Genomic DNA, 26,851 nt, shown 5'->3' on the forward strand with positions numbered 1-26,851 from the left:
TCAGGAACAGCAATGGTTGAACTAACCGTCGACGGCAACAAGGTCGAAGTGCCCGAAGGCAGCATGGTCATGCATGCCGCCCAGAAAGTCGGGCTTTACGTGCCGCATTTCTGCTACCACAAGAAACTGTCCATCGCGGCCAACTGCCGGATGTGCCTGGTTGAAGTGGAAAAAGCGCCCAAGGCGCTGCCCGCCTGCGCCACGCCCGTGACCAACGGCATGGTCGTCCACACCTGCTCGGAGAAGGCTCGCGCCGCTCAGAAGTCGGTGATGGAATTCTTGCTCATCAATCACCCCCTCGACTGCCCGATCTGCGATCAGGGCGGCGAATGCCAGCTGCAGGATCTGGCCGTGGGCTACGGCGGTTCTTCCTCGCGTTACCAGGAAGAAAAGCGCGTCGTGTTCCACAAGGACCTGGGCCCGCTGGTGTCGGCCGAGGAAATGTCCCGTTGCATCCACTGCACCCGCTGCGTGCGCTTCGGCCAGGAAATCGCCGGCGTCATGGAACTGGGCATGCTGGGCCGTGGCGAACACTCCGAGATCACGACCTTCGTCGGCCGTTCGATCGAGTCCGAACTGTCGGGCAACATGATCGACATCTGTCCGGTGGGCGCGCTGACCTCCAAGCCCTTCCGCTACAGCGCCCGCACCTGGGAACTGGCTCGCCGCCGTTCGGTCAGCCCGCACGACAGCCTGGGCGCCAACCTGGTCGTCCAGGTCAAGGGCGACCGCGTGATGCGCGTGGTGCCGTTCGAGGACGAAGCCGTCAACGAATGCTGGATCAGCGATCGCGACCGCTTCTCGTACGAAGGCCTGAACAGCGAAGACCGCCTGTCCGCCCCGATGATCAAGGGCACCGACGGCAAGTGGCAGGAAGCCTCCTGGGCCGATGCCCTGCAGGCCGTGGCCCAAGGCCTGTCGCGCGTGCGTGACAGCTTCGGCGCCGGCCAGATCGGCGCCCTGGCGTCCGAATACGCCACGACCGAGGAATACGCGCTGCTGGGCCGCCTGGTCCGCGCGCTGGGTTCCGAGAACATCGACTTCCGCCTGCGTCAGACCGACCCGGCCTTCGACGCCGCGCTGACCGGCGCGCCGTGGCTGGGCATGCCCATCGCCGAACTCGACAACCTGGACCGCGTCCTGGTCGTCGGCTCGTTCCTGCGCAAGGACCACCCGCTGATGGCCCAGCGTCTGCGCCAGGCCGCCAAGCGCGGCACGCAGATCCTGATGGTCGACAGCGCCGCCGACGATCCCCTGATGCCCGTGACCGCGCGCATCACCGTGGCCCCGTCGGAACTGGCGCGCGCGCTGGCCGAAGTGGCCGTCGCGCTGGCCCAGGCCAAGGAACAGGCCGTGCCGGCCGAGTTCGCCTCGGTCACGCCGGGCGAAAACGCCAAGCTCATCGCCGCCAGCCTTGCGTCGGGCGCCAACACGGCCGTCCTGATGGGCAACCTGGCCGTCGCCAGCGCTCAGGCCACCACCCTGGCCGCCAACGGCCGCGTCGTGGCTGACCTGTCGGGCGGCAAGTTCGGCTTCCTGACCTCGGGCGGCAACACCGTCGGCGGCTACCTCGCCGGCGCCATCCCGGGCAAGGGCGGCAAGACCGCCGCAGCCATGCTCGCCGAACCGCTCAAGGCCTACATCGTCCTGCACGCCGAGCCGCTGCTCGACGCCGACAACGGCCAGCAAGCCATCGCCGCGCTGCGCGGCGCGCAGTTCGCCGTCGCGCTCACGCCTTACCGTTCGGCCGCTGCCGAATGGGCAGACGTGATGCTGCCGGTGTCGCCGTTCACGGAAACCTCGGGCACGTTCGTCAACGCCCAAGGTCTGGCACAGAGCTTCAAGGGCACGGTCACGCCGTTCGGCCAGACCCGTCCGGGCTGGAAGGTGCTGCGCGTGCTGGGCAACGTCCTGCATCTGGCCGGCTTCGACGACGAGACCTCCGAGTCCGTGCGCGACGCCGTGCTGGCCAGCGGCGTCGAAGGCCGCCTGTCCAACGACGTCAAGGCCCCGCTGGGTCTGGGCCAGGCCCTCACCGGCCTGGAACGCGTCGCCGATGTGCCGATCTACCGCACCGACGCCATGGTGCGCCGCTCGGAACCGCTGCAGGCCTCGCCGGCTTCGAAGAAGCCCGCCGCCGCCATGAACGGCCGTACCCTCACCAGTCTCGGCCTGACGGCCGGCGTCAAGGTGCGCGTCTCGGCCGGGCAGGGCGCCGTCGAACTGGAAACCGTGCAGGATGATGCCGTGGCCGATCGTGCCGTGCGCATTTCCGCCGCCTTCGAAACTACCGCTGCCCTGGGTGGCGCATTTGGTCAAATCAGCGTGGAGCGTGCCTGATGGAATGGCTCAATGTTCTTGAAAGCCACGGTCAGGCATTGCTGGGCCCGACGGTCTGGATGGTCCTCTGGACCCTCATCAAGATCGTGGTCATCGCCGTGCCCATCATCCTGTGCGTGGCGTACCTGACGTACTGGGAGCGCAAGATGATCGGCGCCATGCACGTGCGCATGGGTCCGAACCGCGTCGGCTTCAAGGGGCTGCTGCAGCCTTTCGCAGACGTCTTCAAGCTGCTCACCAAGGAAGTCGTCGTTCCCAGCCAGGCCAACAAGGTGCTGTTCGTCGTGGCCCCCGTGGTCACGCTGATGCCCGCGCTGGCAGCCTGGGCGGTCGTGCCCTTCGGTCCCGACGTCGTGCTGGCCAACGTCAATGCCGGCCTGCTGTACATCATGGCCATCACGTCCATCGGCGTGTACGGCGTGATCGTCGCTGGCTGGGCGTCCAACTCCAAGTACGCGTTCCTGGGCGCGCTGCGCGCCTCGGCCCAGATGCTGTCGTATGAACTGGCCATTGGCTTCGTGCTGGTGACGGTGCTGCTGGTGTCGGGCAGCCTGAACATGTCCGAGATCGTCAACGTGCAGAACCGCGGCTGGTTTGCCGACAAGGGCCTGACGTTCATGTCCTGGAACTGGCTGCCGCTGTTGCCGCTGTTCGTGATCTACGTGATCTCGGCCGTCGCAGAAACCAACCGCCACCCGTTCGACGTGGTGGAAGGCGAATCCGAAATCGTGGCCGGCCACATGGTCGAGTACTCGGGCATGGCCTTCGCGCTGTTCTTCCTGGGCGAATACGCCAACATGATCCTGCTGTCCTGCATGGCGTCGATCATGTTCCTGGGCGGCTGGGCTTCCCCGATCGATATCGCGCCGCTGACCTGGATTCCGGGTTGGATCTGGCTGGGTCTCAAGACGTTCGTCGTGGTCTCGTTGTTCGTGTGGTTCCGGGCCTCGTTCCCGCGCTACCGCTACGACCAGATCATGCGTTTGGGTTGGAAAATCTTCATCCCGCTGACCGGCGTCTGGCTGGTCGTGGTGGCGATCTGGATGCAGACGCCCTGGAACATTTGGCGCTAAGCGCCAAGCAGAGGCAGGATATGGAAGCGATCAAGGATTTCTTCGGCAGCCTGATGCTGACCGAGTTGCTCAAGGGCATGCGCCTGACGGGCAAGTATTTCTTCAAGCGCAAGGTCACCTTGCGCTACCCCCAGGAAAAGACCCCTGCGTCGCCGCGTTTCCGCGGCCTGCACGCGCTGCGCCGCTACCCCAACGGGGAAGAGCGCTGCATCGCGTGCAAGCTGTGCGAAGCCGTGTGCCCGGCGCTGGCGATCACGATCGAGTCGGATCAGCGCGACGACGGCACCCGCCGCACGACGCGCTACGACATCGACCTGACCAAGTGCATCTTCTGCGGCTTCTGTGAGGAAAGCTGCCCCGTGGACTCCATCGTGGAAACGCACATCCACGAATACCACGGCGAAAAGCGCGGCGACCTGTATTTCACCAAAGACATGCTGCTCGCCGTGGGCGACCGCTACGAAGCCGACATCGCCCGCCGCCGGGCCGAAGACGCGCCTTACCGCTGAAGCCCAGGGTCTGATCCATGACTTTTACCACTGTCCTTTTCTACATACTGGCCGCCGTGCTGGTGATCGCGGCCTTCCGCGTGATCACCGCGCGCAGCGCGGTCACCGCCGTTCTGCACCTGATCCTGGCGTTTGCCAACGCGGCCATGCTCTGGATGCTGCTGGGCGCCGAGTTCCTCGCGCTGCTGCTGGTGCTGGTGTACGTGGGCGCCGTGATGGTGCTCTTCCTCTTTGTCGTGATGATGCTCGACATCCGCATGGACACCCTGCGCCAGGGCATGAAGACCTACCTGCCGCTCGGCCTGGTCATCGGTCTCGTGCTGGTGCTGGAAGTGTCCTTCGTGCTGGGCACCATCTGGTACGGCTCCGGTCCGCAGGCGCAACTGCCCAGCGACTACAACAACGCCCGCGCGCTGGGCGAGGCGATGTACACGCAGTACGTCTACGCCGTTGAAGTGGGCGCCGCGCTGCTGCTGGTCGGCATGGTTGCCGCAATCGCGCTGACCCTGCGCCGCCGCCGCGACGTGAAGTACAACGACCCGGTCGCCGCTGTCCGCGTGCGTGCGAAGGACCGCTTCCGCATGGTGAGCATGCCCGCCCAGAGCGAGCGCGCCCAGGCCAAGCGTGACGCGTCGAACGGTGCCGCGCCCCAAGGAGAAAAACAATGACGCTGACGCTGGCCCACTATTTGATCCTTGGCGCAATCCTGTTCGCCATCGGGATCTTCGGCATCTTCCTGAACCGCCGCAACCTGATCATTCTCCTGATGTCCATCGAGCTCGTGCTCCTGGCCGTCAACATGAACTTCGTGGCGTTCTCCAGCTGGTTCGGCGACACCGCCGGCCAGGTGTTCGTGTTCTTCATCCTGACCGTGGCCGCCGCCGAAGCGGCGATCGGCCTGGCCATCCTGGTGCTGCTGTTCCGCAACCTGAACACGATCAACGTTGACGAACTCGATCGCCTGAAGGGCTGACGGGGTATTGGAAGAAAATGTCTAGCTCACCCAATCTCTACCTGCTCATCGCGCTGGCGCCGCTGGCCGGAGCAATTCTCGCGGGCCTTTTCGGCACCGGGTTCCTTGGCCGCCCCATCGGCCGCCGCGCCTCGCACGTCATCACCATCCTGGGCGTGCTCATCTCCGCCATCGGTTCGGTGGTGGTGCTGGGCGACGTGCTGAACGGCCTGCGCTTTGACGGCGCGGTCTACACCTGGAGCCTGATCGGCCAGACCAAGCTGGAAATCGGCTTCCTGATCGATCCGCTGTCGGCCATGATGATGGTCGTGGTGACCTCCGTGTCGTTGATGGTGCACATCTACACCATCGGCTACATGGCTGACGATCCCGGCTACCAGCGCTTCTTCTCGTACATCTCGCTGTTCACGTTCTCCATGCTGATGCTGGTGATGTCGAACAACATGGTGCAGCTGTTCTTCGGCTGGGAAGCGGTGGGCCTGGTGTCTTACCTGCTGATCGGTTTCTGGTACACGCGCCCCACGGCGATCTTCGCCAACATGAAGGCGTTCCTGATCAACCGCGTCGGCGACTTCGGTTTCGTGCTGGGCATTGGCCTTCTGTTCGCCTACGCCGGCACCATGCACTACGGTGAAGTCTTCGCGCAGGCCGACAAGCTGGCCGGTATGACGCTGCCCGGCTCCGACTGGATGCTGCTGACGGTGGCATGTATTTGCCTGTTCATCGGCGCCATGGGCAAATCGGCCCAGGTTCCGCTGCACGCCTGGCTGCCCGATTCGATGGAAGGCCCGACCCCGATTTCCGCGCTGATCCACGCCGCCACCATGGTGACGGCCGGCATCTTCATGGTCGCGCGTTTCTCGCCGCTGTTCGAACTGTCGGATACCGCGCTGTCGTTCATCATCGTGATCGGCGCCATCGGCGCGCTGTTCCTGGGCATCCTGGGCATCATCCAGAACGACATCAAGCGGGTCATTGCGTATTCCACGCTGTCGCAGCTGGGCTACATGACCGTCGCCCTGGGCGCGTCGGCCTACTCGGTCGCGATCTTCCACCTGATGACGCACGCGTTCTTCAAGGCGCTGCTGTTCCTGGGCGCGGGTTCGGTCATCATCGGCATGCACCACGACCAGGACATCCGCAACATGGGCGGCCTGCGCAAGTACATGCCCATCACCTGGATCACCTTCCTGCTTGGCACGCTGGCGCTCGTCGGCACGCCTTTCTTCTCGGGTTTCTACTCGAAGGAAAACATCATCGAAGCCGCCGGCCAGGCCAACGTCTGGGGCGCGAGCTTTGCCTACTATGCCGTGCTGATCGGCGTGTTCGTCACGTCGCTGTACTCGTTCCGCGTGTACTTCCTGGTCTTCCATGGCAAGGAACGCTTCGACACCAGCGATCACGGCCACGGCCATGACGCGCACGGTCACGACGATCACAGCCACGATGCTCACGGCCACGACGACCACGGCCACGGCCACCACGGCGGCAAGCCGCACGAGTCGCCCTGGGTCGTCACGCTGCCGCTGATCCTGCTGGCCATTCCGTCGGTGTTCGTTGGCGCCTGGGCGGTCGACCCGATGGTGTTCGGCAAGTTCTTCGACGGCGTCATCAAGGTGCTGCCGCAGCAGCATCCCGCCATGCACGTGCTGAGCGAGGAATGGCACGGCTGGGTCGCCTACGGCCTGCATGCCTTCCAGACCCTGCCGTTCTGGCTGGTCGTCGCTGGCTTCGTCATCTCGTGGTACTGCTACCTGATCAACCCCAAGGTGCCGGCCGCCATCAAGGCCAACCTGTCGGGCGTGAACAAGATCCTCGAGAACAAGTACTACGTCGACTGGTTCAACGAGCAGGTCATCGCGCGCGGTCTGCGCTGCCTGGGCCGCGGCCTGTGGCAGACCGGTGATCGCGGCATCATCGATGGCATCCTGATCAACGGCAGCGCCCGAGTCGTGGGCTGGGTGGCAGCCGTCAGCCGCCACCTGCAGTCCGGCTTCATCTATCACTACGCGTTCGCAATGATCATCGGCGTCATGGCGCTGGTGACTTTCTTTGTGCTGATTCCCCAATGATGGCAAGCGAGATGGCATCCAACACTTTTCCCTGGCTCACGCTTGCGATCTTTGTCCCGATCGTATTCGGCCTGCTGGTGCTGGCGGTGGGCCGTGACGACCGTCCCGGCCTGACGCGCGGCCTGTCGCTCGTCGGCGCGATCGCCGGCTTCCTGGTCACGATTCCGCTCTACACCGGTTTCGATTCCTCCACGGCCGCCATGCAGTTCGTGGAGAAGACCTCCTGGATCGAGGCCTTCAACGTCAATTACCACCTGGGCATCGACGGCATCTCGATGTGGTTCGTGCTCCTGACCGCGTTCATCACCATCATCGTGGTGCTGGCCGGCTGGGAAGTCATCACGAGCCGCGTCGCGCAATACATGGCCGCCTTCCTGATCCTGTCGGGTCTGATGGTGGGCGTGTTCTGCGCGCTGGACGGCATGCTGTTCTACGTGTTCTTCGAGGCCACGCTGATCCCGATGTACATCATCATCGGTGTCTGGGGCGGACCGAACCGCGTGTATGCGGCGTTCAAGTTCTTCCTGTACACCCTGATGGGTTCGCTGCTGACGCTGGTCGCGTTTGTCTACCTCTGGAATGTCTCGGGCGGTTCGTTCGACATCCTGACCTGGCAGCAGACCAAGCTGGGCTATACCCCGCAGATCCTGATCTTCGTGGCGCTGCTCGCGGCTTTCGCGGTCAAGGTGCCGATGTGGCCGGTTCACACGTGGTTGCCGGATGCCCACGTGGAAGCGCCCACGGGTGGCTCCATCGTGCTGGCCGCGATCATGCTGAAGCTGGGCGCCTACGGTTTCCTGCGCTTCTCGCTGCCGATCGCGCCTGACGCCTCGCACAGCCTGGCCGGCCTGATGATCACGCTTTCGCTGATTGCCGTGATCTACATCGGTCTGGTCGCGATCGTGCAGGACGACATGAAGAAGCTGGTGGCCTATTCGTCGGTCGCTCACATGGGCTTTGTCACGCTGGGCTTTTTCATCTTCAACACGGCCGGCGTCGAAGGCGCCATCGTGCAGATGATCTCGCACGGCTTCGTGTCGGGCGCCATGTTCATGTGTATTGGCGTGCTCTATGACCGCATGCACTCGCGCCGCATCGCCGACTACGGCGGCGTGGTCAACGTGATGCCGCGCTTTGCCACGTTCTTCATTCTGTTCTCGATGGCCAACAGCGGCCTGCCGGCCACCAGCGGCTTCGTCGGCGAATTCATGGTGATCATGGGCGCGGTCGAGCACAACTTCTGGATCGGCCTGCTGGCAGCCACTGCCCTGATCCTGGGCGCGGCGTATTCGCTGTGGATGGTCAAGCGCGTCGTCCTGGGCGATGTCGCCAACGACCACGTGCGCGAGCTGACCGATATCAACCGCCGCGAATTCGTGATTCTTGGCGTGATGGCGATCGCCGTGTTGTACATGGGGATCTATCCCAAGCCCTTTACCGACGTCATGCACGTGTCGGTCGAGGCCCTGCTGCAACACGTTGCCGTCTCGAAACTGTAAGACAAGACAATGATGCAATCCCAAATCGATTTCGCCTTGGCGACACCGGAAATCCTTCTGCTGATTTTCGGCCTGGCTATCCTGCTCATCGACGCGGTCAGCAATCACCCCGAGCGCAAGCCGACGTTTCTGCTGACCATGCTTGCCCTGGGCGTGCTGACCGTCGTGTCGGCCGTGCAGTGGAAGAACGGCGTGGCTGGCTCGACGTTCAACGGCCTGTACGTCACGGACGAGCTGTCGCACCTGCTGAAGATCGCTTCGTACCTTGCTGTCGCCGTCACGCTGATCTATGGCCGCGTGTACGCGCAGGTTCGCGACATGGTGCGCGGCGGCGAACTCTACGTGCTGACGCTGTTTGCCCTGCTGGGCCAGATGGTCATGATCTCCTCCGGGAACCTGATCTCCATCTACCTGGGCCTGGAGCTGATGTCGCTGGCGCTGTACGCGCTGATCGCCCTGCGCCGCGACAACGTCGTGGCCACCGAAGCCGCCATGAAGTACTTCGTGCTGGGCGCGCTGGCCTCGGGCTTCCTGCTGTACGGCATGTCCATGATCTATGGCGCGACGGGTCACCTTGACCTGACCGAAGTGTCCAACGTCATCGCCGCCGGCAAGGCCGAGAAGATGGCGCTGGTGTTCGGCATCGTGTTCCTGGTGTCGGGCCTTGCGTTCAAGCTGGGCGCCGTTCCGTTCCACATGTGGGTGCCGGACGTCTACCAGGGTTCGCCCACCGCCGTCACGCTGATTCTGGGCGGCGCGCCCAAGCTGGCCGCTTTTGCGATCACGCTGCGCCTGCTGGTCGACGGCCTGCACGGCCTGGCCACCGACTGGCAGCCGATGCTGATGATCCTGGCGGTGCTGTCGCTGGCCATCGGCAACCTGACCGCCATTGCGCAGACCAACTTCAAGCGCATGCTCGCTTACTCGACCATCTCGCACATGGGCTTCGTGCTCCTGGGCCTGATGTCGGGGTCGGTGGCCGGCAAGCCGGAACTGTCGTCGGCCGCCTACGGCGCCTCGCTGTTCTACATGCTGACCTACGTGCTGACCACGCTCGCCAGCTTCGGCATCGTGCTGCTGCTTTCGCGCCAGGGCTTCGAGTGCGAGCACATCGACGACCTGAAGGGCCTGAACCGCCGCAGCCCGTGGCATGCCGCCATCGTGCTGCTCCTGATGTTCTCGCTGGCCGGCATCCCGCCGCTGGTGGGCTTCTACGCCAAGCTGGCTGTGCTGCAGGCGCTGGTTTCCGCCGGCCACGTGACGCTGGCGGTGGTCGCGGTGCTGTTCTCGCTGATCGGCGCGTTCTACTACCTGCGCGTGGTCAAGGTCGTCTACTTCGACGAACCGGCGGCCGACGCCGCCCCGATGGTGGCCACGGCCGGCCAGCGCGGTGTGCTGTCGATCAACGGCGCCTTGATCCTGGTGCTGGGTCTGTTGCCGGGTGGCCTGATGGCCCTGTGCGTGCAGGCCATCCGCTCGTCGCTGAGCCTCTAAGGAACGGATAACAGCCATGAACCAGACGCTGGCGGTGTGGCTGTTGATCGCGCTGGCGCTTGTCAGCGCGAATCTTCCTTTCCTGACCGAGCGCGTCTTCGCCGTGCTGCCCTGGAAGCAGGGTGGGGCGGCGGCGGTCAAGCCGTTCTGGTTGCGGCTGGTCGAGGTGCTGGTGTTCTACGCCATCGTCGGCGCGCTGGGCTTTGCGTTCGAGTCCACGCTGGGCAACCGCTTCGCCCAGACCTGGGAGTTCTACGCCATCACGCTCAGCCTGTATCTGGTGCTGGCCTATCCTGGCTTCGTGTACCGGTACCTCTTCAAGCGGCATCCTCGCCTTCGGGTCTGAGTCCTGCCCAGCACAAAAAAACGCCCCGATGTCGGGGCGTTTTTTTTGTCCTGCGCATGCCGGCAGGGGCTTGTGACGCTTCCGGATTTCAAGGTTGATCTGCCCCCGATTCGAATCTCCTGCCGCTTCGCATTTGCGGCAGATCAAGTCTGTTGTTTTTTCATCTTTTAGATCATCAACAGCCTGTCATTCAGGTTTCATTCAGCGCCTCGGTTCAGAATCGCAAACGACAAAAAAACAAGAATCGTTGCTATTTACATTCTGGAGAAGCTGGATTGAAGCCCCAAGATTCGTATTCGCTGAATACGCTCGCCACGTCGCTGGCTGCTGCGATCGCCGCCCCCGCGTTGTTCGTCAGTCCCTATGCCGCAGCGCAGTCGGCTGACAGCGGCGTGACGCAGTTGTCGCCCGTCCGCGTGGAGGGCGAAAGCTCGTCGTACCAGACGTCGACCGCGCAGTCTCCCAAGATGACGGCGCCTTTGCTGGACACGCCGCGCACGGTGCAGGTTGTGCCGCAGCAGGTGATCCAGGATCAGGCGGCATCCACGCTGCAGGACGTGCTGCGCAACTCGCCGGGGATCACCTTCGGCGCGGGTGAGGGCGGCCGTCCGGGCGGTGACCTGCCCATCATTCGCGGCCAGAATTCGGCCGGCAGCATCTTCCTGGACGGGATCCGCGACAGCAGCACGCAGGTGCGCGATACCTTCAATCTGGAGCAGGTCGAGATCATCAAGGGACCGGATTCGGTGTACTCCGGCCGCGGCGGCGCGGGCGGCAGCATCAACATGGTCAGCAAGACGCCAAAGGCCACGGACTTCACCGAAGCCACGGCGCAGATCGGCACGGACAACAACTACCGCGCCACGATCGACAGCAACTGGCGGTTGGGCGAGAAGGCGGCTTTCCGTCTGAACGTGATGGGCAACAAGGGCGACACGCCGGGCCGCGATGACGCGGTGGACTTCGAGCGCTGGGGCGTGGCGCCGTCGCTGATGCTGGGCGTGGGCACGCCGACGCGCATCACGCTGAGCTACTACCACTACCAGGACGACAGCATGCCCGATTACTCCATTCCGTATGACCCGAAGTCGGGTCAGCCGGTGACGGAGACTATGGGCGTGAGCCGCAAGTCGTTCTATGGCCTGACCGGCCGCGATTTCATGAAGACCCGCGATGATGTCGCTACCGTGGACTTCCAGCACGACTTCTCGGACAAGCTGCAACTGCGCAACGTTACGCGCTATGGCCGCGGCACGACGGATTTCGCGGCGACCAATCCCGACGACAGCAAGGGCAACATCCCGAACGGGCTGGTGTATCGCGCGCTCAAGTCGGGCTACTACGTCACCAAGACGTTCGCCAATCAGACGGACCTGACGGGCGAATTCGAGACCGGCAGCCTGAAGCACACGTTCGACCTGGGCTTCGAGTACAGCAACATCAAGCAGGACAAGGACAGCTACACCCAGACGATCGCCCGGGGCCCGATGAACTGCAAGGTCAGCGCCACGGACCTGTCGAACCCGGCGCTGTGCACGTCGCTGTGGGATCCGAATCCCCACGACGACTACACCGGCAAGCTGACCCGCAACAACAATCCTGCCGTCTACAACACGGACACGCTGGCCCTCTACGGCTTTGACACCATCAAGTTCAATGAACAGTGGCAAGCCAGCCTGGGCGCACGGTGGGACAACTACCGCACCAGCGGCAGCAACATCGCGCGCGGCCGCAACGATCCGTCCAGCACCCCCGCGTTCTACAGCACGAGCCGTGAGGACAACCTCTTTAACTACCAGGTCGGCCTGGCGTACAAGCCCGTGCCCAACGGCACGATCTACGCGACTTACGGCACCTCGTCGACGCCGTCCGCCATTGCTGGCGGAGCGATCAGCGATGCGACCTCGCTGTCGACGTCTTCGCTGGAACCGGAAAAGAGCCGCACGGTGGAGCTGGGCACGAAGTGGCAGGTGTTCGATGACAAGCTGACGCTGTCGGCCGCGGCGTTCCAGGACATCCGCAAGAACACCAGCGTGGCGGTGTCGGCGACCGAAGTGGCGCAAGTGGGCGAAGCCAAGGTGCGCGGCATCGAGCTGGGATTCTCGGGCGCCATCACGCCGAAGTGGAATGTGTTCGGCGGCTACACCTTCATGGACAGCGAAATGACCAAAGGCGCCTACAACAGCGGCGCCGTCGGCCAGGACCTGCCCAACACGCCGCGCAACGCCTTCAGCCTGTGGACGACCTACAAGGTCCTGCCCAAGCTGACGGTCGGCGGCGGCGCGTACTACGTCGACAAGGTGTACGGCAACTCGGACGCCACGAAGAACGCCGACGGCACGCCCAAGGCGCGCTGGGTGCCGTCGTACTGGCGCTTCGACGCGATGGCCGGCTATGAGTTCAACGAGCACTTCTCGGCGCAGTTGAACGTGCTGAACATCTTCGACGAAACGTACTACACCAAGGCCTACGCCGCGCACTACGCGGCGCTGGGCACGGGCCGGGCGGCGCTGCTGTCCCTGCGCGTGCGGTACTGATGGCGGGGCGCCGCGACAGCGGCGCCTGCTTGCATGAAAAAAGCCACCTCGTTGCTGAGGTGGCTTTTGCTTTTGGGCGGTGGCTGGCGTGCGTTGCGGCGCGGTGTGAGCACGGTGTCTGACACCCGTTGGGACGCTGCCGCAGGCTGACGGCTATCTCCCCAGGGTGTCAGACACCCTTTGGGGCAATGCATTGCGGCACGGTGTCAGACACCTTTGAGGAGACCTTTGACGCAGGATCAGCTCTCGAACCAGTTCAGCACGCCGTCCAATCCCGAGACGTTCAGCGCGTAGCGCGTCTGCTGACGCACCAGCGGCTTGGCGTGATAGGCCACGGGAAAGCCGGCGTTGGCCAGCATCTTCAGGTCGTTGGCGCCGTCGCCCATTGCGATGATCTGATCCGTCGAGGCGCCGTGCGTGCGCGCGAAGTCGCGCAGGTGGGCGGCCTTGGCGTCGGCGTCCAGGATGTCGCCCAGCACGCGGCCGGTGAGCACGCCGTCTTCGATTTCCAGCGTGTTGGCGTGGGCGCTGTCCAGGTTCAGGCGGGCGCGCAGGCGTTCCGTGAAGAAGGTGAAACCGCCCGACACCAGCAGCACCTTGATGCCGGCGGCCTGGGCCGTGGAGATCAGGCGTTCGGCGCCCGGGTTCAGGCGCAGCTTTTCCTCGTAGACCTGGTCCAGCGCGCCAGCCGGCGCGCCTTTCAGCAGCGCGACCCGCCGGCGCAGGCTTTCGGCGAAATCCTTGATCTCGCCGCGCATGGCGGCCTCGGTGATCTCAGACACCTTGTCTTTCACGCCGACCACGCCCGCGATCTCGTCGATGCACTCGATGTTGATCAGGGTCGAGTCCATGTCCATGGCCAGGACCTTGCAGTGGGCAAGTTTCAGTCCGGCAGGCACGAAGGCGGCGTCCACGCCGCGCGCCTCGGCGAAGGCGCATACCACAGCGCGCGTCTCGTCGTCGTGCTGTACGTCGAGCAGGCGCGCCGCGGTGTTGCTGATGCGCGCCACGCCCTGGGCCTGGGCCAGCGCGGCAAGCTGCTCCGCATGTTCGATGGCGAGGCCGGGGGATTGAACGACGAGATTGTGGGTAGTCATGGCGGATGGGAACGAGAGTCGGGGTTACTTGAGCGCACGCAGGACGGCGCGCACGGCGTCGGCCCTGGCGGGAATGAGGGGGGCCTTGATCTCGGCGCGCAATTTGTCCTGTCCGGCCAGCTTGATGTGACGCTGCCGCTGGACGAGGTCGATGATGCGGGCCGGATCGACCGAGGTCTTGGGGCCGAACTGGATCAGGGCCTGCGCTTCGCTGGCGTCGATCTTGACGATGCCCAGCGGCTGGGCCGCAAGGCGCAGGCGGTGCGTGGCCAGCAGGGTTTGGGCCGCTTCCGGCAGCTTGCCGAATCGGTCGATCAGTTCTTCCTGGATGTGGATCAGGTCGTCTTCGTCGGCGGCGTGCGCCAGCCGTTTGTAGATGGCCAGGCGCGCATGCACGTCGGCGCAATAGTCGGACGGCAGCAGTGCCGGGGCGTGCAGGTTGACCTCGCACGCCAGGTTGAAGGGCGCGTCCAGGTCGGGTTCTTCGCCGGCGCGCAGCGCGCGCACGGCCTCGTTGAGCATCTCGTTGTACATCGAGAAGCCCACTTCCTGGATGTTGCCCGATTGCGAGTCGCCCAGCACTTCACCGGTGCCCCGGATTTCGAGGTCGTGCATCGCCAGGTAAAAGCCCGAGCCGAGCTCTTCCATGGCCTGGATGGCTTCCAGCCGCTTCTTGGCGTTGCTGGTGATGGCGTCCTCGCCCGGCGTCAGCAGGTAGGCGTAGGCCTGATGGTGCGAGCGCCCGACGCGTCCGCGCAACTGGTGAAGCTGCGCCAGGCCGAAGCGGTCGGCGCGATGGATCACGATGGTGTTGGCGCTGGGCACGTCGATGCCGGTTTCGATGATGGTGGTGCACAGCAGCACGTTGTAGCGCTGCTGGTAGAAGCCCTTCATGACCTGTTCGAGTTCGCGCTCGGGCATCTGGCCGTGCGCGACGGCAATCCGGGCCTCGGGCACCAGTTCTTCCAGGCGCGCCCGGCGGTTGTGGATGGTCTCGACCTCGTTGTGCAGGAAGTAGCACTGGCCGCCGCGCTTGAGTTCGCGCAGCAGGGCCTCGCGCAGTGTGCTGCCGTCTTCGCGCCGCACGAAGGTCTTGATGGCCAGGCGCTTCTGCGGCGCCGTGGCAATGACGGAGAAGTCGCGGATGCCTTCCAGCGACATGCCGAGCGTGCGGGGAATGGGCGTGGCGGTGAGCGTCAGGACGTCGACCTCGGCCCGCAGCGACTTGAGCGCTTCCTTCTGGCGCACGCCGAAACGGTGTTCCTCGTCGATGATGACCAGACCCAGCCGCTTGAACTTCACATCTTTCGACAGAATCTTGTGCGTGCCGATGACGATGTCGACCCGGCCGTCGTTGATGCCTTCGATGGCGGCCGACACTTCCTTGGCCGAGCGGAAGCGCGACAGTTCCACCACGCGTACGGGCCAGTCGGCGAACCGGTCGGTAAAGGTCTGGGCGTGCTGCTCGGCGAGCAGGGTGGTGGGGCACAAGAGCGCCACCTGCTTGCCATTGGCGACGGCCAGGAAGGCGGCGCGCAGCGCGACTTCCGTCTTGCCGAAGCCGACGTCGCCGCAGACCAGGCGGTCCATCGGGCGGCCCGAGGTCATGTCGCTGATGACGGCCTGGATCGCGGCGGCCTGGTCGGCCGTCTCTTCGAAGCCGAAGCCCTCGGCGAACGCCTCGTAGTCGTTCAGCGGCAGGTTGAACGCAAAGCCTTCGCGCGCGGCGCGCTGCGCATACAGCGCCAGCAGTTCCGCGGCGGTGTCGCGCACCTGCTTGGCCGCCTTGCGGCGGGCCTTGTCCCATTGCCCCGAGCCCAGCTGGTGCAGCGGCGCGGCTTCCGGATCCGCGCCGCTGTAACGGGCGATTACGTGCAGCTGCGACACCGGCACGTACAGCGTGCTGCCGTTGGCGTACTCAAGATGAAGAAACTCCATCTCGCCTTCGCCCATGTCCATGTTGACCAGGCCGTGGTAGCGCCCGATGCCGTGCTGGGCGTGGACGACGGGATCGCCCTCGCGCAGCTCGGACAGGTCGCGCACCATGGCTTCGACGTTGCTGGCGCGCTCCTGGTCGCGCTTGCCGCGGCGTCCCGGCGTTGCCAATCCGGGATAGAGGTCGTTCTCGGTCAGGAAGGCGAGGTTTGCGTCCGGCAGCTGGAAGCCCACGCCCAGCGGCGAGGCGACGATGCCGAAATGCGCGTCCGACGCCAGGAAGGCCTCGATGGTCTCGGGCTGCGCGTCAGGCGTGACGCCGAACTCGTGCAGCATCTGCACCAGGGTTTCGCGGCGCCCCGCGGAATCGGCGCACAGCAGCACGCGGGTCTGGCCCGCCTGCACCAGCGTGCGCAGCTTGGCGATGGGATCCTCGGCGCGGCGCGCCACGCTGACGTCGGGCGCGGCCCGGAAGTCGGGGTGCGGCTGGCCGGCAGTCAGCGACAGGCGGCGAAAGGCCTTCAGCCGGCCATACAGCGATTCGTTATCCAGGAACAGGGCCGAGGGCGGCAACACGGGACGCTCGCGATCGCTCTTCAAGAAGCCGTAGCGGCTGGCAGTGTCCTGGTTGAAGCGCTGGATTGCGTCGTCGATGTCGCCGACCGTGACCATGACCGTGCCTTCGGCCACGTAGTCGAACAGCGTGGCGGTCTCTTCGAAGAACAGCGGCAGGTAGTACTCGACGCCGGCAAAGGGAATGCCGTTGCCGATGTCCTTGTAGGGCAGGGCGCGCGAGGGATCGCCTTCGAAAATTTCCCGAAAGCGCGCGCGGAACCGGTTGCGCGCGTCCTCGTCCATCGGGAATTCGCGGCCTGGCAGCAGCTGGACCTCGCGCACGGGGTACAGGCTGCGCTGGGTGTCGACGTCGAAACTGCGGATGGTCTCGATTTCGTCGTCGAACAGGTCCAGGCGGTATGGCACCACCGAGCCCATCGGGAACAGGTCGATCAGGCCGCCGCGCAGGCAGAATTCGCCGGGCGCGGTCACCTGGGTGACGTGGTTGTAATTGGCCAGCGTGAGCTGCGCGCGCAGCGCCGCTTCGTTCAGCCGGTCCTTCTGCTTGAACGAGAACGTGTAGGCGGCCAGGAACGAGGGCGGCGCCAGCCGGTACAACGCCGTGGTGATGGGCACCGTCAGCACGTCCACCGTCTTCATCATCAGCGAATGCAGCGTGTGCAGGCGCTCCGAAATCAGGTCCTGGTGCGGCGAGAACGCGTCGTAGGGCAGCGTTTCCCAGTCGGGCAACTGCCGCACGCGCAGGCCGGGCGCGAACAGCTGGATTTCCTCGGCCAGGCGCTGCGCCTCCAGGGGCTCGGCCGTCAGGATGACCAGCGGGCCGCCGGCCTGGCGGGCCAGATCCGCCAGCAGCCAGGCGTCGCCGGAACCCGGCGGCCTGGGCTGCGCGTAGCGCGTGCCGGGCTTCAGCGCGGACAGGGTGGGAACCGTGGCGGGGACGGGAGGGGCGGCCGTGGCGGAGGAGGAAGGGGCGGGCATCAGGCTGGAAGCGGACATCAAGCGAACGATTATAAAATCTCCGCACCATGTCTGACTCAATCATCGCAATCGTGCCCGCCGCCGGAGTCGGCGCCCGCGCCAGCCGGCCCGGGCACGAAGCCGTTCCGAAGCAATACCGTCCATTGGCCGGACAGCCCATGCTGCGGCATGCGGTCAGCGCGTTGCTGGCCGACGCGCGCGTGTCCGAGGTTCGGGTGGCGGTCAGCCCGGGCGACGGCTGGGTCGATGCCGCGCTTGCTGGCCTGCCGCGCACCGTCTGGCGTGCCTGCGGCGGCGCGACGCGCGCCGATACGGTCGCTGGCGCGCTTGCCGACAGCGAGGTCGCCGACGACACCTGGGTGCTGGTGCACGACGCGGCTCGCCCCGGCTTGCCTGCCGAGGCGCTTGCGCGGCTGATCGATGCCTGCCTGGCCGATCCGGTGGGCGGTTTGCTGGCCCTGCCGGTGGCCGACACGGTCAAGGGCGGGCACCAGCGGGTCGAGCGCACACTGGACCGCAATGGCCTGTGGCTGGCGCAGACCCCGCAGATGTTCCGGGCAGGCGTGCTGCGCGATGCGCTGACCGCGGCCTCCGTGAATGGCGTCATCGTCACCGACGAGGCCTCGGCCATCGAGGCCGCTGGCTACGCGCCGTTGCTGGTCGCGGGGTCGATGCGCAATTTCAAGGTGACATGGCCGGACGATTTTGAACTGATGGAAAAATGGCTATGAGCATTCCTTTTCGCGTCGGGCAGGGCTTTGACGTGCACGCGCTGGTCGAAGGTCGGCCGCTGATCATCGGCGGCGTCACGATTCCCCATACGCATGGCCTTTTGGGGCATTCCGATGCGGACGTGCTGCTGCACGCGATCACCGACGCGCTGCTGGGCGCGGCGGGGCTGGGCGACATCGGCCGGCACTTTCCCGACACCGATCCGGCCTTCAAGGGGGCCGACAGCCGCGTCCTGCTGCGCGAAGCCATGGCGCGCGTGCGCCAGGCGGGCTGGACGCCGGTCAATATCGACGCCACGCTGCATGCGCAGGCGCCCAAGATCGGCCCGCACGCGCCGGCCATGGTGAAGAACATTGCCGCCGATACCGGTCTGGCAGAGACCGAGGTCAACATCAAGGCCAAGACCAACGAAGGGCTGGGCTACCTGGGCCGCAAGGAAGGCATCGCGGCGACGGTGGTCGCGCTGCTGGCGCGCGTGGATTCCTGACGCGCCACCGGTTCCGTGGCGCGAACGCCACGCCTGCCCCCAAAACGAAAGCCGTCCGTGCCGCCAGCCCGGGCGGCTTTTACGTTGGAATACATCTTTAACAAATGAATAAGCGGACCGGTTTGATCTGACATACGCTCCGCGACTTGAAATCTGACTAATCAGGGACATTCAGATGCGATTCCGTGGCGCGGGGCTATTTTTCGTGCTGGCCGCTTTTGCTACCACCGCGCACGCGGCGTATGAAAAGCAGCTCGGCCCACTGGCAGGCACCGTCAAACAGCAGCTTTTGCAGGGCTGGCACGTCGGCGAGCAGGACGGCTGGTTCACGTTGCGCAATAGCGATGTGCCCGGCGGCGAGCAGACGTTCTACATCAATCCGGGGCCTGCGCCCGAGACGGGCCGCATCACCGATGTCAACGTGATGGTCAACTCGAAGAGCCCCAAGGCGTCCATCGGCATCGCGCTGAACAACAACGCGCGCAAGAGCCTGTGCCTCCTGGAGATCCGGGCGGACCGCAACACGATGCTGTTCTGTCTGGAGGGCCAGACGCGCCGCGACATCGCTTCCGTGCCCAACGTGGCCAAGCTGGACGGCACCGACCGCATCAGAGTGGTGGAAGTGCCCGGCGCCGCGCGTTTCCTGGTCAATGGCCAGAAGATTGCCGACATCGAGAACGAGCCCGCGCTGGGCAGCGAGATCGGCATCATGGCGTACGACGAAGGCACGTTCGGCATTGCCGACTTCATGATCGTGTCGGACGTGGCTGCCAAGCCCGCCGGGTCCGGCGCGCAAGGCGGCGCGGGGGCGGCTACGCCGCGCGTGCCGTCGGCGGCGCCGCCTCCCGCGCCCGCCAATAACACGGCAGCCAATAACACGCCCGCCACCCGCACGCCCGCCAACAACGCCCCCGGCTTGCCGGGCGAGGGTCCCTATCCGCGATTCGGCGGCGATACGTTGCGCATCGTCGGGGTCTACGTCGGGATCATGCGCAGCATCTTCCTGCACGAGTTTGGTCACGCGCTGATCGGCGAGCTGGAGTTGCCGGCGACGGGCGCCGAGGAAGACGCGGTCGACATGTATTCGGCGTTGCAGATCGTCGAGCCCACCATGTATCCGACCAAGGACGAGGACCTGAACACCATGGCCCGCGAGGCCGCGACCTATGCAGCGCTGCAGTGGTACTACAGCGGCAAGCTGGCGGAAAAGCGCGGCGCTTCGGCAAGTTCGGCCTGGCAGGACGAGCACACGGGCGACTTGAAGCGCTTTCGCAACATGCTGTGCATCATGTACGGCGGCAATCCCGCGGTGTTCGAACCGGTGGCCAAGCACGTTGGCTTCGAGGACCGGACCAAAGCGCGGTGCACGGACGAATTCAACAAGCAGAACCGCGCGTGGCGCCGGCTGCTGGCGCCGCATACGCGCGTCGGCACCTGGACGCCCGACGGCCTGCAGCCGGCCAACGCGCCCGGCGCGCCGGTCAACGTGGTATTTGAGCCATCCAAGCGCAAGATCGGCAACCTGTTCGCGAACAACCTGTCCGAGGCCATCACCAACAACATCAAGCTGCTCGGCCAGACCTACGTGCTGCCGCGGCCGGTGAACGTGGTGTTCAAGGATTGCGGCCAGTTGAACGCCTGGTACAACCCGCGCGAGGGGTCGATCACGATGTGCTACGACCTGATCGAGAACATCGCGGTGATGGTCTCGGACATTGAGATGGGCACGGTGGGCGGCGAGGTCGTCGCCAAGGATGGCGGCGCGCCGACGGCGCCGCGGCAACCGCCCGCGGCGGGGCAGGGCATGCCGGCGCTGCCCGCCGGCGCCTTCGACGAGCTGAAGGACTACGGCGTGCCGCCGACGAACCTGCTGTTCTCGTCGCCGTATCGGGGGCCGACGCCCAACAAGCACACGCGCGCCGACATCATCACGACGCCGGAGCTGGTGCGGTTGATCAACAACGATAAAAACATTCTCATCATCGACACCAGCGGGCTACGGGAGACGCTGCCCATCGCCTATCCGCTGTCCGACGCCGGGTCGGACGGCAGCGTCGCGGACCACCTGCAAGGCGCGCTGGACGCCTGGCTGAAGAAGAACACCGGAAACCGGCGCGACACGCCCATCGTGTTCATGGGCGCGGGCATGAACGACCGATCCTCCTACAACGCGGCGCTGCGCGCGGGGACGCTGGGTTGGCGCGCCTACTGGTATCGGGGCGGCATGGAGGCGTGGACCGCCAACGGCCTGCCGACCGCGCCGGTCAAGCCCGCCGCCGGCAAATAGCGCGCTGCACGGCAACCAAAAGGAAAAGCCCGCCTGCATCAAGCAGGCGGGCTTTTTTTGCGAGCGTCGGGTCGCTTACTTGCCTTGGGCGGCCAGCGCCAGCGCGGCGGCGTTGACGACGGCGGCAATCCGGCCGGCGTCGCGCAGCTGTTCGGTCGACAGGCCGTCGTTCTTCAGGTTCTCATAGTGCGAAGCCACGCAGAAATGGCACTTGCCGATGATGGAAGCCACCAGAGCGAAGAGCTCGAAGCGCTTCTTTTCCACGCCGCCGTGGGTGGCGTAGGCGTTCATGCGCAACTGGGCCGGCAGGCTCTTCAACTGGGCGTCGCCGGTCATTTCCACGTAGGGATACCAGGTGTTGTTCATGCCCATGAGGGCGGAGGCGGTCAGCGCGGCATTGGCGTCGCCTTCCGACAGGCCGCTCTTGAAGGCCTCGACCAGCACCGGGCTGCGCGCGGCGTACGCGGCGGACAGGGCGGCGCCCACGGCGTCTTCGGGAGCCAGCGTCGAGCGGGCAATCACGGCGTCCAGATTCAGGCGGATGTCCTTGGCCCAATCCGGCAGCTGTTCCTTAATGGTCGTAAGAAATTCCATAGTTTTTACCTATAATCTAGCGCAATTAATACCCGGCGCAGGGCCTGCGGACAGGCCCCGGACCGGGCTGGAAATTACAGCGTGGCGCCGCCAACCGTACGGTTGCACGGGCACAGTTCGTCGGTTTGCAGACCGTCGAGCAGACGCAGCACTTCTTCCGGGTTACGGCCGACGTTCAGGTTGTTCACCGAAACGTGCTGGATCGTGTTGTCCGGGTCGACGATGAACGTGGCGCGCAGGGCAACGCCAGCACCCTTTTCACGCACGCCCAGCTGGTCGATCAGGGCGCCGGTGGTGTCGCCGAATTGGTAGTGACCCAGCTTGTTCAGGTCCGGGTGCTCACGGCGCCAGGCCAGCTTGACGAATTCGTTGTCGGTCGAACCGCCCAGCAGGACGGCGTCGCGGTCTTCGAAATCCTTGGCCAGCTTGTTGAAGCCGACGATTTCGGTCGGGCACACAAACGTGAAGTCTTTCGGGTAGAAGTAGATCACCTTCCACTTGCCGGGGAACGAGCTTTCGGTGATGTCTTCGAACGCCGACACGCCGTTTTCTTCGTGCTGGTTGAAGCCGGGCTTGACGCCGGTGACCTTGAAGGGTTCGAGTTTGTCGCCAACAGTTTTCATGTTTACTCCCGTAGTTGTTGGGTGGAGATAAGGCAGCGCCTCAAACCCCAAATTTTACGCTATGGATTATCGTTGTCTAATTGATAATTCCTAAACTTGGCTTTGGGCAGCTCTATCCGCGCGGTGAGTCCGCCGCCCTCGCGCGGCAGCATGCGCAGCGACCCGCCGACGTGCTTGAGCAGGCGTTCGACGATGGCCAGACCCAGGCCCGCGCCGCTGACGCCGGTGCGGGCGGCCTCGCCGCGCGAGAACGGGCGCAGCAGGCGGTCCACGTCTTCGGGCGCGATGCCGGGGCCGCGGTCGGACACTTCGATGACGATCATGCTGCCTTCGGCCTGCAGCGTCATGTTCAGGTGCGCCATCCCATCGTCGGGCGAGCGGCCATAGCGGCGCGCATTTTCGATCAGGTTGCTGACGATGCGCTTCAAGTCCAGCGCGGTGATGCGGGCGCGCAAGCCGGGTTCGAGCGAGGCTTCCAGTTCGCCGCCGAGCGAGGCGGTATGGCTGCGTTCGCGTTCATACAGTTCGGCAAGCACGGCGGAAATGTCGGTGGCCAGTTGCGGCAGCGTGCCCGCCGGGCGCGCGTATTCCATGAGCTGGCCGATGCTGTGGTCGATCTGGCCGAGGTCTTCGTCGATGGCCTGCCGCGCGTCCTCGGACACGCCGCTCAGTTCGATTTCCAGCCGCATGCGCGCAAGCGGGGTGCGCAGATCGTGCGAGATCCCGGCCAGCATGAGTTCGCGATCGGCCTCGGCCTGCCGCAAATCCTTGGCCATGCGATTGAACGACGCATTCAGGTCGCGGATCTCGAGCGGGCCCTGCTCGGGCAACGGCGCGGGTGTTTCGCCGCGTGACAGCACCTGCGCGGCACGCGCCAGACGGGAGAGCGGCCGGTTGACGAACCCCACACTGACCGCGGCGCCGACAAGGGACAGCAACAGCGCGGTGGCGCCCCATCCCAGCCATTCGATTCCGCCTGTCAGACCGATCTGCTCACGCTCGAACACCAGCCAGTACAGATCCTTTTCGATCTGGAAGCTGACCCAGAAGCCGGGCACCTGGTTCACGCCCCAGGCAATCTGCGTTTCCGGGCCAAAGCGCGTGCGGATGTGCTGGGCCACGCGCTGCCAGTAGTCGTCGTCGGGGAGGGCTTCGGCGAAGTCCGTGACCTCGCGCGGATAGACCTGGATGCCTTCGTTGGTGGCCAGGTCGAGCAGGAGCTTGCTGCGTTCGCCGTTGTGGGAATAGATCAGCGCGGTGCGCGTGATATTGACGGCCGTGATCACCCGCTGCGCCATTTGATTGGCGCGCGGTCCCAGCTCCATGCTGAAAAATACTTGAAGCCACGCGCCCAGGCTGACGAGCATCAGCGCGGCGAGCAAAAGGAACGTGCGGCCGAACAAGCCCAGCCGCAAACGTGATGTCAGGTTCCTGAATGTTCTGCGCAGGCGCGGCACGACGCTGCGCTCCTGCCCGGGGCGGGCCAGCCGATCAGCTACCACCGTCCGGGACGAACACGTATCCTAGACCCCAAACGGTCTGGATGAATACGGGCTTGGACGGGTTTGGCTCGATCAGTTTGCGCAGACGCGAGATCTGGACGTCCAGGCTGCGATCGAAGGCTTCGTATTCGCGGCCGCGAGCCAGTTCCATGAGCTTGTCGCGCGACAGGGGAATCTTCGGATGGCGCGCAAAGACCTTGAGCACCGAGAATTCACCCGTGGTGATGGGCACCTGTTCGCCGTTGCGCGTGAGCGTGCGGGTGGACAGATTCAGCACGTAGGGGCCGAAGGCGATGGATTCGTTTTCCTGGCTGGGGGCGCCGGGATGTTCTTCGGTGCCGCGGCGGCGCAGAATCGCATTGATGCGGGCCAGCAGTTCGCGGGGGTTGAAGGGTTTGGACAGGTAGTCGTCCGCGCCCATCTCCAGGCCGACGATGCGGTCGATTTCTTCCGCCTTGGCCGTCAGCATGATGATGGGGGTGTTGTCGTGACCACCGCGCAGCCGGCGACAGATGGACAGGCCATCCTCCCCGGGCAGCATCAGGTCCAGCACGAGCAGGTCGAAATGCTCACGTTGCCAGAGTTTGCCCATCTCTTTGGCGTCTTCGGCGACGAAAACGTTGAATCCCTGTTCGGACAAGTACCGGCGCAGCAGATCGCGCAAGCGCGGATCGTCGTCAACGACGAGGATTTTTCGGGTGGGGGTGGTGTTTTGCGTATTCATGGCCGGAAATGTAACAGTGACAAGAACCGGGGGCTAGAGGGCGTTCACAAGATATTACACATTGCGATCACTGGTTGAAATCCCCCTTACACCCGGGGGTAACAGCGCCTTATTTCGTACAATCTGCATCTATGGAACTAAACCTGCTGGCACTGGAAACTTCGTCGTCACGATGTGGCGTGGCCCTTTTACGGGCGGTCGACGGCCGCCTGGAGATCAGCGTCCGCGAACACGAAGGTTCCCAGGAACATGCCGAGCGCCTACTGCCTATGGCCGATGCGCTGCTTGCCGAGGCCGGCATCGCCGCATCGTGGCTGCACGCCGTGGCGTTCGGGCAGGGGCCCGGCGGCTTCACCGGCCTGCGCGTGGCCTGCGGCGTCGCCCAGGGAATGGCGTTGGGGCTGGGCATCCCGGTGTTGCCTATTGTTTCGCACCAGGCCGTGGCCGCGGACGTCGATGGCACCCCTGGCGAGGCCGTGGTCGTGGCGCTGGACGCCCGCATGAACGAGGTCTATCTCGCAGTCTACCGCCGCAGCGCTGCGGCGGGTGATGAATCCGTCTGGGAAACCCTGCAGGCGCCGATGCTGATTGCCGCCGCCGAGGTCGTGCCCTGGACGGCGCACCATTTGCCGATCTGGTCGGCGCGGGCCGGGCAGCCGATCGCGCCGCTGCTGGCAGGCGATGCCTGGGACGCGTACGCCGCCGATATGGCGGCGCCCGCCGAATGGCGCCGTGCCGTCGATGCCCAGCGGCCGCAGGCAGCCAGCGTGGCGCGCCTTGCCCGCCAGGGCTGGCTGCGGGGCGAAACCCTGGCGCCCGAGCTGGCCGCGCCCCTGTATGTGCGGGACAAGGTCGCGTTCACCACTGCCGAGCGCCTGCGCGGCGAGGGCGGCAATCCCAAGGCCCAGCCATCGCTCGCCACGCCGGTGCCGCAGCCCATGACCCAGGCGGACCTGGAAGACGTCGTGGCGCTGGAGGCGCAAGTTCAGGCGTTCCCCTGGACGCGCGGCAATTTCGCTGACGCCCTGGCGTCGGACTACGGCGCCTGGACGTTGCGGCGCGAGGGCAAGCTGGCCGGATTCTGCGTGCTGATGTATGCGCCCGACGTGGCGCACCTGCTGGTGATTGCGGTGGCGCGGGACCTGCACCGCCAGGGGCTCGGCGGCGCGCTGCTTGATTGGTGCGAACAGCAGGCGCGCGAACGGGGGCTGGAAGGGCTGTTGCTGGAAGTGCGGCCGTCCAACACCTCGGCCATCAGTTTCTATAAGGGCCACGGCTACCTGCAGATCGGCGTGCGCCGTGGTTATTACCCGGCGGACAAGGGCGGCCGTGAGGATGCCATCGTCATGCAAAAGCGCTTTGGCCAAGCCGACGGAGCCCCGGCATGAACCCGGTCGACGCCGCGGCGCGCTCCGCGCCGCCCCGCATCAACCCGTTGCAGCGCATCTGGCTGCGCGAGCTTGGCATGGAGCGGCTGTGGCTGCGTACGCCGCCTGCCACGCCGGCCATCAAGACGCCCGTTGCGCCCTCTGTCGGCGCATCTGCGCCGGCCCCCGTGGCGGCGCCCTCGGCCCTGTCCGGCGGCGCGCCCGCTGCGGCACCCCAATCCGCCATCGTCGCGCCGGCCCCCGCCGAATCGCCCTCTGCGGTTCCAACGATTGCGCCGCCCGCGCAGGCTGCCCAGGTTTCCGCGCCCGCCGCCACGCCGGCAGAGCCGCCATCCGGGCGCGCATCATCGGCCATTCCGGCCTCGATCCTGAACCGCACCGGCCCGCCGCCGCGGCCGGCGCCGAAGGTCGAAGTCCAGGAGGAAGCGCCACCGCCCATTCCGGTGGCCGAGGCCGTCAAGGACGCCAATCTTGAACAGCTGGCCGCGCAGGTCGTGGCGTGTTCGGCCTGCGGTCTGTGCCAGGGCCGCCGCCATGCGGTGGTCGGCCAGGGCGCCCAGCCGACCCGTTGGCTGGTGGTGGGCGAAGCTCCCGGCGAACAGGAAGACCGCCAGGGCCAGCCCTTCGTGGGCCGGTCGGGCCAGTTGCTGGACGCCATGCTGGCGGCGGTGGGCATGAGCCGCGAGCGGGACGTCTTCATCACCAATGTCATCAAGTGCCGTCCCCCGGGCAACCGCAATCCCAAACCCGAGGAAATCGCCGCCTGCAGCCCGTATCTGATGCGGCAGATCGCGTTGCTCAAACCCGAGCGCATCCTGGTGCTGGGGCGGTTTGCCGCGCAGACGCTGTTGGGCACGGACGCCACCATCGGCAGCCTGCGGGGCCGCGTCCATCACTTGAAGACGGACGAGGGCGCGCAGATTCCGGTCGTCGTGAGCTACCACCCGGCCTATCTGCTGCGCAGCCCGTCGGAAAAGGCGCGTGCCTGGCAGGACCTGAAGCTGGCCGCCCGCGAACTGTAGCGGGACCGGCGGCAAATGAAAAAACCGGGCGAGAGCCCGGTTTTTTGCTGGAAGATCAAATAG

General features: G+C 65.3%; 21 protein-coding genes. 15 read left to right on the forward strand and 6 right to left on the reverse strand.

All coding sequences use genetic code 11. From position 1 onward, the window contains the following. The first annotated feature begins 12 nt into the window (after positions 1-12). From nuoG to LN047_RS06165, 10 genes are all read left to right on the forward strand, one after another. Positions 13-2,340 carry an NADH-quinone oxidoreductase subunit NuoG gene (gene nuoG, locus LN047_RS06120; RefSeq protein WP_373981334.1) on the forward strand — a complete coding sequence of 776 codons (2,328 nt, stop codon included), beginning with the start codon at positions 13-15 and terminating at the stop codon, positions 2,338-2,340. After that, a complete protein-coding gene (nuoH, locus tag LN047_RS06125; protein ID WP_056321725.1) occupies positions 2,340-3,413 on the forward strand; it encodes an NADH-quinone oxidoreductase subunit NuoH in 1,074 nt (357 codons plus the stop codon). Before nuoG ends, nuoH begins: the two co-directional genes overlap by 1 nt. Before the next feature lie 20 nt (positions 3,414-3,433). Further along, positions 3,434-3,922: an NADH-quinone oxidoreductase subunit NuoI gene (gene nuoI / locus LN047_RS06130; RefSeq protein ID WP_008161196.1), complete on the forward strand. Its 489-nt coding sequence runs from the start codon at positions 3,434-3,436 to the stop codon at positions 3,920-3,922. A 17-nt stretch (positions 3,923-3,939) separates the two neighbouring features. Continuing rightward, the gene (locus LN047_RS06135; protein WP_062840512.1) at positions 3,940-4,590 is read left to right on the forward strand and encodes an NADH-quinone oxidoreductase subunit J; all 651 of its coding nucleotides are present in this window, start codon (positions 3,940-3,942) and stop codon (positions 4,588-4,590) included. After that, the gene (gene nuoK / locus LN047_RS06140; protein WP_006217969.1) at positions 4,587-4,895 is read left to right on the forward strand and encodes an NADH-quinone oxidoreductase subunit NuoK; all 309 of its coding nucleotides are present in this window, start codon (positions 4,587-4,589) and stop codon (positions 4,893-4,895) included. Before LN047_RS06135 ends, nuoK begins: the two co-directional genes overlap by 4 nt. A gap of 17 nt (positions 4,896-4,912) precedes the next feature. Then, positions 4,913-6,967, forward strand: a complete 2,055-nt coding sequence (gene nuoL / locus LN047_RS06145; RefSeq protein WP_373981335.1) for an NADH-quinone oxidoreductase subunit L — start codon at positions 4,913-4,915, stop codon at positions 6,965-6,967. After that, the gene (locus LN047_RS06150) at positions 6,964-8,466 is read left to right on the forward strand and encodes an NADH-quinone oxidoreductase subunit M (RefSeq protein ID WP_056321733.1); all 1,503 of its coding nucleotides are present in this window, start codon (positions 6,964-6,966) and stop codon (positions 8,464-8,466) included. Before nuoL ends, LN047_RS06150 begins: the two co-directional genes overlap by 4 nt. A 9-nt stretch (positions 8,467-8,475) precedes the next feature. Then, entirely contained in the window at positions 8,476-9,960 is a 1,485-nt protein-coding gene (gene nuoN, locus LN047_RS06155) for an NADH-quinone oxidoreductase subunit NuoN (protein WP_373981336.1), read from the forward strand. A gap of 16 nt (positions 9,961-9,976) precedes the next feature. Then, the gene (locus LN047_RS06160) at positions 9,977-10,306 is read left to right on the forward strand and encodes a DUF2818 family protein (protein ID WP_152383669.1); all 330 of its coding nucleotides are present in this window, start codon (positions 9,977-9,979) and stop codon (positions 10,304-10,306) included. Positions 10,307-10,581: 275 nt separating this feature from the next. Continuing rightward, on the forward strand, positions 10,582-12,843 hold the full coding sequence (locus LN047_RS06165; protein WP_271264435.1) for a TonB-dependent siderophore receptor: 2,262 nt from the start codon (positions 10,582-10,584) through the stop codon (positions 12,841-12,843). Between the two features lie 239 nt (positions 12,844-13,082). Here the strand turns inward: LN047_RS06165 and serB are convergent, their stop codons facing one another. Together serB and mfd are read right to left on the reverse strand one after the other, a co-directional pair. Beyond that, on the reverse strand, positions 13,083-13,940 hold the full coding sequence (serB, locus tag LN047_RS06170; RefSeq protein ID WP_062840517.1) for a phosphoserine phosphatase SerB: 858 nt from the start codon (positions 13,938-13,940) through the stop codon (positions 13,083-13,085). A 24-nt stretch (positions 13,941-13,964) separates the two neighbouring features. Continuing rightward, complete coding sequence (mfd, locus tag LN047_RS06175; RefSeq protein ID WP_174245385.1) at positions 13,965-17,447, reverse strand: transcription-repair coupling factor; 3,483 nt, start codon at positions 17,445-17,447, stop codon at positions 13,965-13,967. Positions 17,448-17,476: 29 nt separating this feature from the next. Between mfd and ispD the strand changes: the two genes are divergently transcribed. From ispD to LN047_RS06190, 3 genes are all read left to right on the forward strand, one after another. Further along, positions 17,477-18,160 (forward strand): 2-C-methyl-D-erythritol 4-phosphate cytidylyltransferase, encoded by a 684-nt coding sequence (gene ispD, locus LN047_RS06180; RefSeq protein WP_373981337.1) that lies wholly within the window; start codon positions 17,477-17,479, stop codon positions 18,158-18,160. Continuing rightward, entirely contained in the window at positions 18,157-18,648 is a 492-nt protein-coding gene (gene ispF, locus LN047_RS06185) for a 2-C-methyl-D-erythritol 2,4-cyclodiphosphate synthase (RefSeq protein ID WP_373981338.1), read from the forward strand. Before ispD ends, ispF begins: the two co-directional genes overlap by 4 nt. Positions 18,649-18,823: 175 nt before the next feature. Further along, the gene (locus tag LN047_RS06190) at positions 18,824-20,935 is read left to right on the forward strand and encodes a DUF4344 domain-containing metallopeptidase (protein WP_373981339.1); all 2,112 of its coding nucleotides are present in this window, start codon (positions 18,824-18,826) and stop codon (positions 20,933-20,935) included. Between the two features lie 75 nt (positions 20,936-21,010). Here the strand turns inward: LN047_RS06190 and LN047_RS06195 are convergent, their stop codons facing one another. The 4 genes from LN047_RS06195 to ompR all read right to left on the reverse strand — a co-directional run bounded on the left by LN047_RS06195 (position 21,011) and on the right by ompR (position 24,378). Further along, entirely contained in the window at positions 21,011-21,529 is a 519-nt protein-coding gene (locus LN047_RS06195) for a carboxymuconolactone decarboxylase family protein (protein ID WP_042796792.1), read from the reverse strand. A 74-nt stretch (positions 21,530-21,603) separates the two neighbouring features. Continuing rightward, entirely contained in the window at positions 21,604-22,152 is a 549-nt protein-coding gene (locus LN047_RS06200; RefSeq protein WP_006217982.1) for a peroxiredoxin, read from the reverse strand. 59 nt (positions 22,153-22,211) lie between these two features. Continuing rightward, positions 22,212-23,639, reverse strand: a complete 1,428-nt coding sequence (locus LN047_RS06205) for an ATP-binding protein (RefSeq protein ID WP_108005088.1) — start codon at positions 23,637-23,639, stop codon at positions 22,212-22,214. A gap of 4 nt (positions 23,640-23,643) precedes the next feature. Then, positions 23,644-24,378 (reverse strand): two-component system response regulator OmpR, encoded by a 735-nt coding sequence (gene ompR / locus LN047_RS06210; protein ID WP_003813882.1) that lies wholly within the window; start codon positions 24,376-24,378, stop codon positions 23,644-23,646. A 131-nt stretch (positions 24,379-24,509) separates the two neighbouring features. On the opposite strand from ompR, the gene tsaB reads away from it, so the two are divergent. Both tsaB and LN047_RS06220 read left to right on the forward strand, forming a co-directional pair. Beyond that, complete coding sequence (tsaB, locus tag LN047_RS06215) at positions 24,510-25,766, forward strand: tRNA (adenosine(37)-N6)-threonylcarbamoyltransferase complex dimerization subunit type 1 TsaB (protein WP_373981340.1); 1,257 nt, start codon at positions 24,510-24,512, stop codon at positions 25,764-25,766. Further along, positions 25,763-26,788, forward strand: coding sequence for a uracil-DNA glycosylase family protein (locus LN047_RS06220; protein WP_373981341.1), 1,026 nt, complete (start codon positions 25,763-25,765; stop codon positions 26,786-26,788). The genes tsaB and LN047_RS06220 overlap by 4 nt, the downstream gene beginning before the upstream one ends. The last annotated feature ends 63 nt before the right edge of the window (positions 26,789-26,851 follow it).

It is taken from the genome of Achromobacter sp. JD417, assembly GCF_041879325.1.
GTDB lineage: Bacteria > Pseudomonadota > Gammaproteobacteria > Burkholderiales > Burkholderiaceae_B > Achromobacter > Achromobacter mucicolens.

Coding starts and splice junctions, on each gene's coding strand:
- ompR (WP_003813882.1), bottom strand. CDS start 24,378: ATGAATACGCAAAACACCACCCCCACCCGAAAAATCCTCGTCGTTGAC.
- nuoG (WP_373981334.1), top strand. CDS start 13: ATGGTTGAACTAACCGTCGACGGCAACAAGGTCGAAGTGCCCGAAGGC.
- nuoH (WP_056321725.1), top strand. CDS start 2,340: ATGGAATGGCTCAATGTTCTTGAAAGCCACGGTCAGGCATTGCTGGGC.
- nuoL (WP_373981335.1), top strand. CDS start 4,913: ATGTCTAGCTCACCCAATCTCTACCTGCTCATCGCGCTGGCGCCGCTG.
- ispF (WP_373981338.1), top strand. CDS start 18,157: ATGAGCATTCCTTTTCGCGTCGGGCAGGGCTTTGACGTGCACGCGCTG.
- serB (WP_062840517.1), bottom strand. CDS start 13,940: ATGACTACCCACAATCTCGTCGTTCAATCCCCCGGCCTCGCCATCGAA.
- tsaB (WP_373981340.1), top strand. CDS start 24,510: ATGGAACTAAACCTGCTGGCACTGGAAACTTCGTCGTCACGATGTGGC.
- nuoK (WP_006217969.1), top strand. CDS start 4,587: ATGACGCTGACGCTGGCCCACTATTTGATCCTTGGCGCAATCCTGTTC.
- LN047_RS06195 (WP_042796792.1), bottom strand. CDS start 21,529: ATGGAATTTCTTACGACCATTAAGGAACAGCTGCCGGATTGGGCCAAG.
- LN047_RS06190 (WP_373981339.1), top strand. CDS start 18,824: ATGCGATTCCGTGGCGCGGGGCTATTTTTCGTGCTGGCCGCTTTTGCT.
- LN047_RS06150 (WP_056321733.1), top strand. CDS start 6,964: ATGATGGCAAGCGAGATGGCATCCAACACTTTTCCCTGGCTCACGCTT.
- nuoI (WP_008161196.1), top strand. CDS start 3,434: ATGGAAGCGATCAAGGATTTCTTCGGCAGCCTGATGCTGACCGAGTTG.
- LN047_RS06220 (WP_373981341.1), top strand. CDS start 25,763: ATGAACCCGGTCGACGCCGCGGCGCGCTCCGCGCCGCCCCGCATCAAC.
- nuoN (WP_373981336.1), top strand. CDS start 8,476: ATGATGCAATCCCAAATCGATTTCGCCTTGGCGACACCGGAAATCCTT.
- mfd (WP_174245385.1), bottom strand. CDS start 17,447: ATGTCCGCTTCCAGCCTGATGCCCGCCCCTTCCTCCTCCGCCACGGCC.
- LN047_RS06200 (WP_006217982.1), bottom strand. CDS start 22,152: ATGAAAACTGTTGGCGACAAACTCGAACCCTTCAAGGTCACCGGCGTC.
- LN047_RS06160 (WP_152383669.1), top strand. CDS start 9,977: ATGAACCAGACGCTGGCGGTGTGGCTGTTGATCGCGCTGGCGCTTGTC.
- LN047_RS06135 (WP_062840512.1), top strand. CDS start 3,940: ATGACTTTTACCACTGTCCTTTTCTACATACTGGCCGCCGTGCTGGTG.
- ispD (WP_373981337.1), top strand. CDS start 17,477: ATGTCTGACTCAATCATCGCAATCGTGCCCGCCGCCGGAGTCGGCGCC.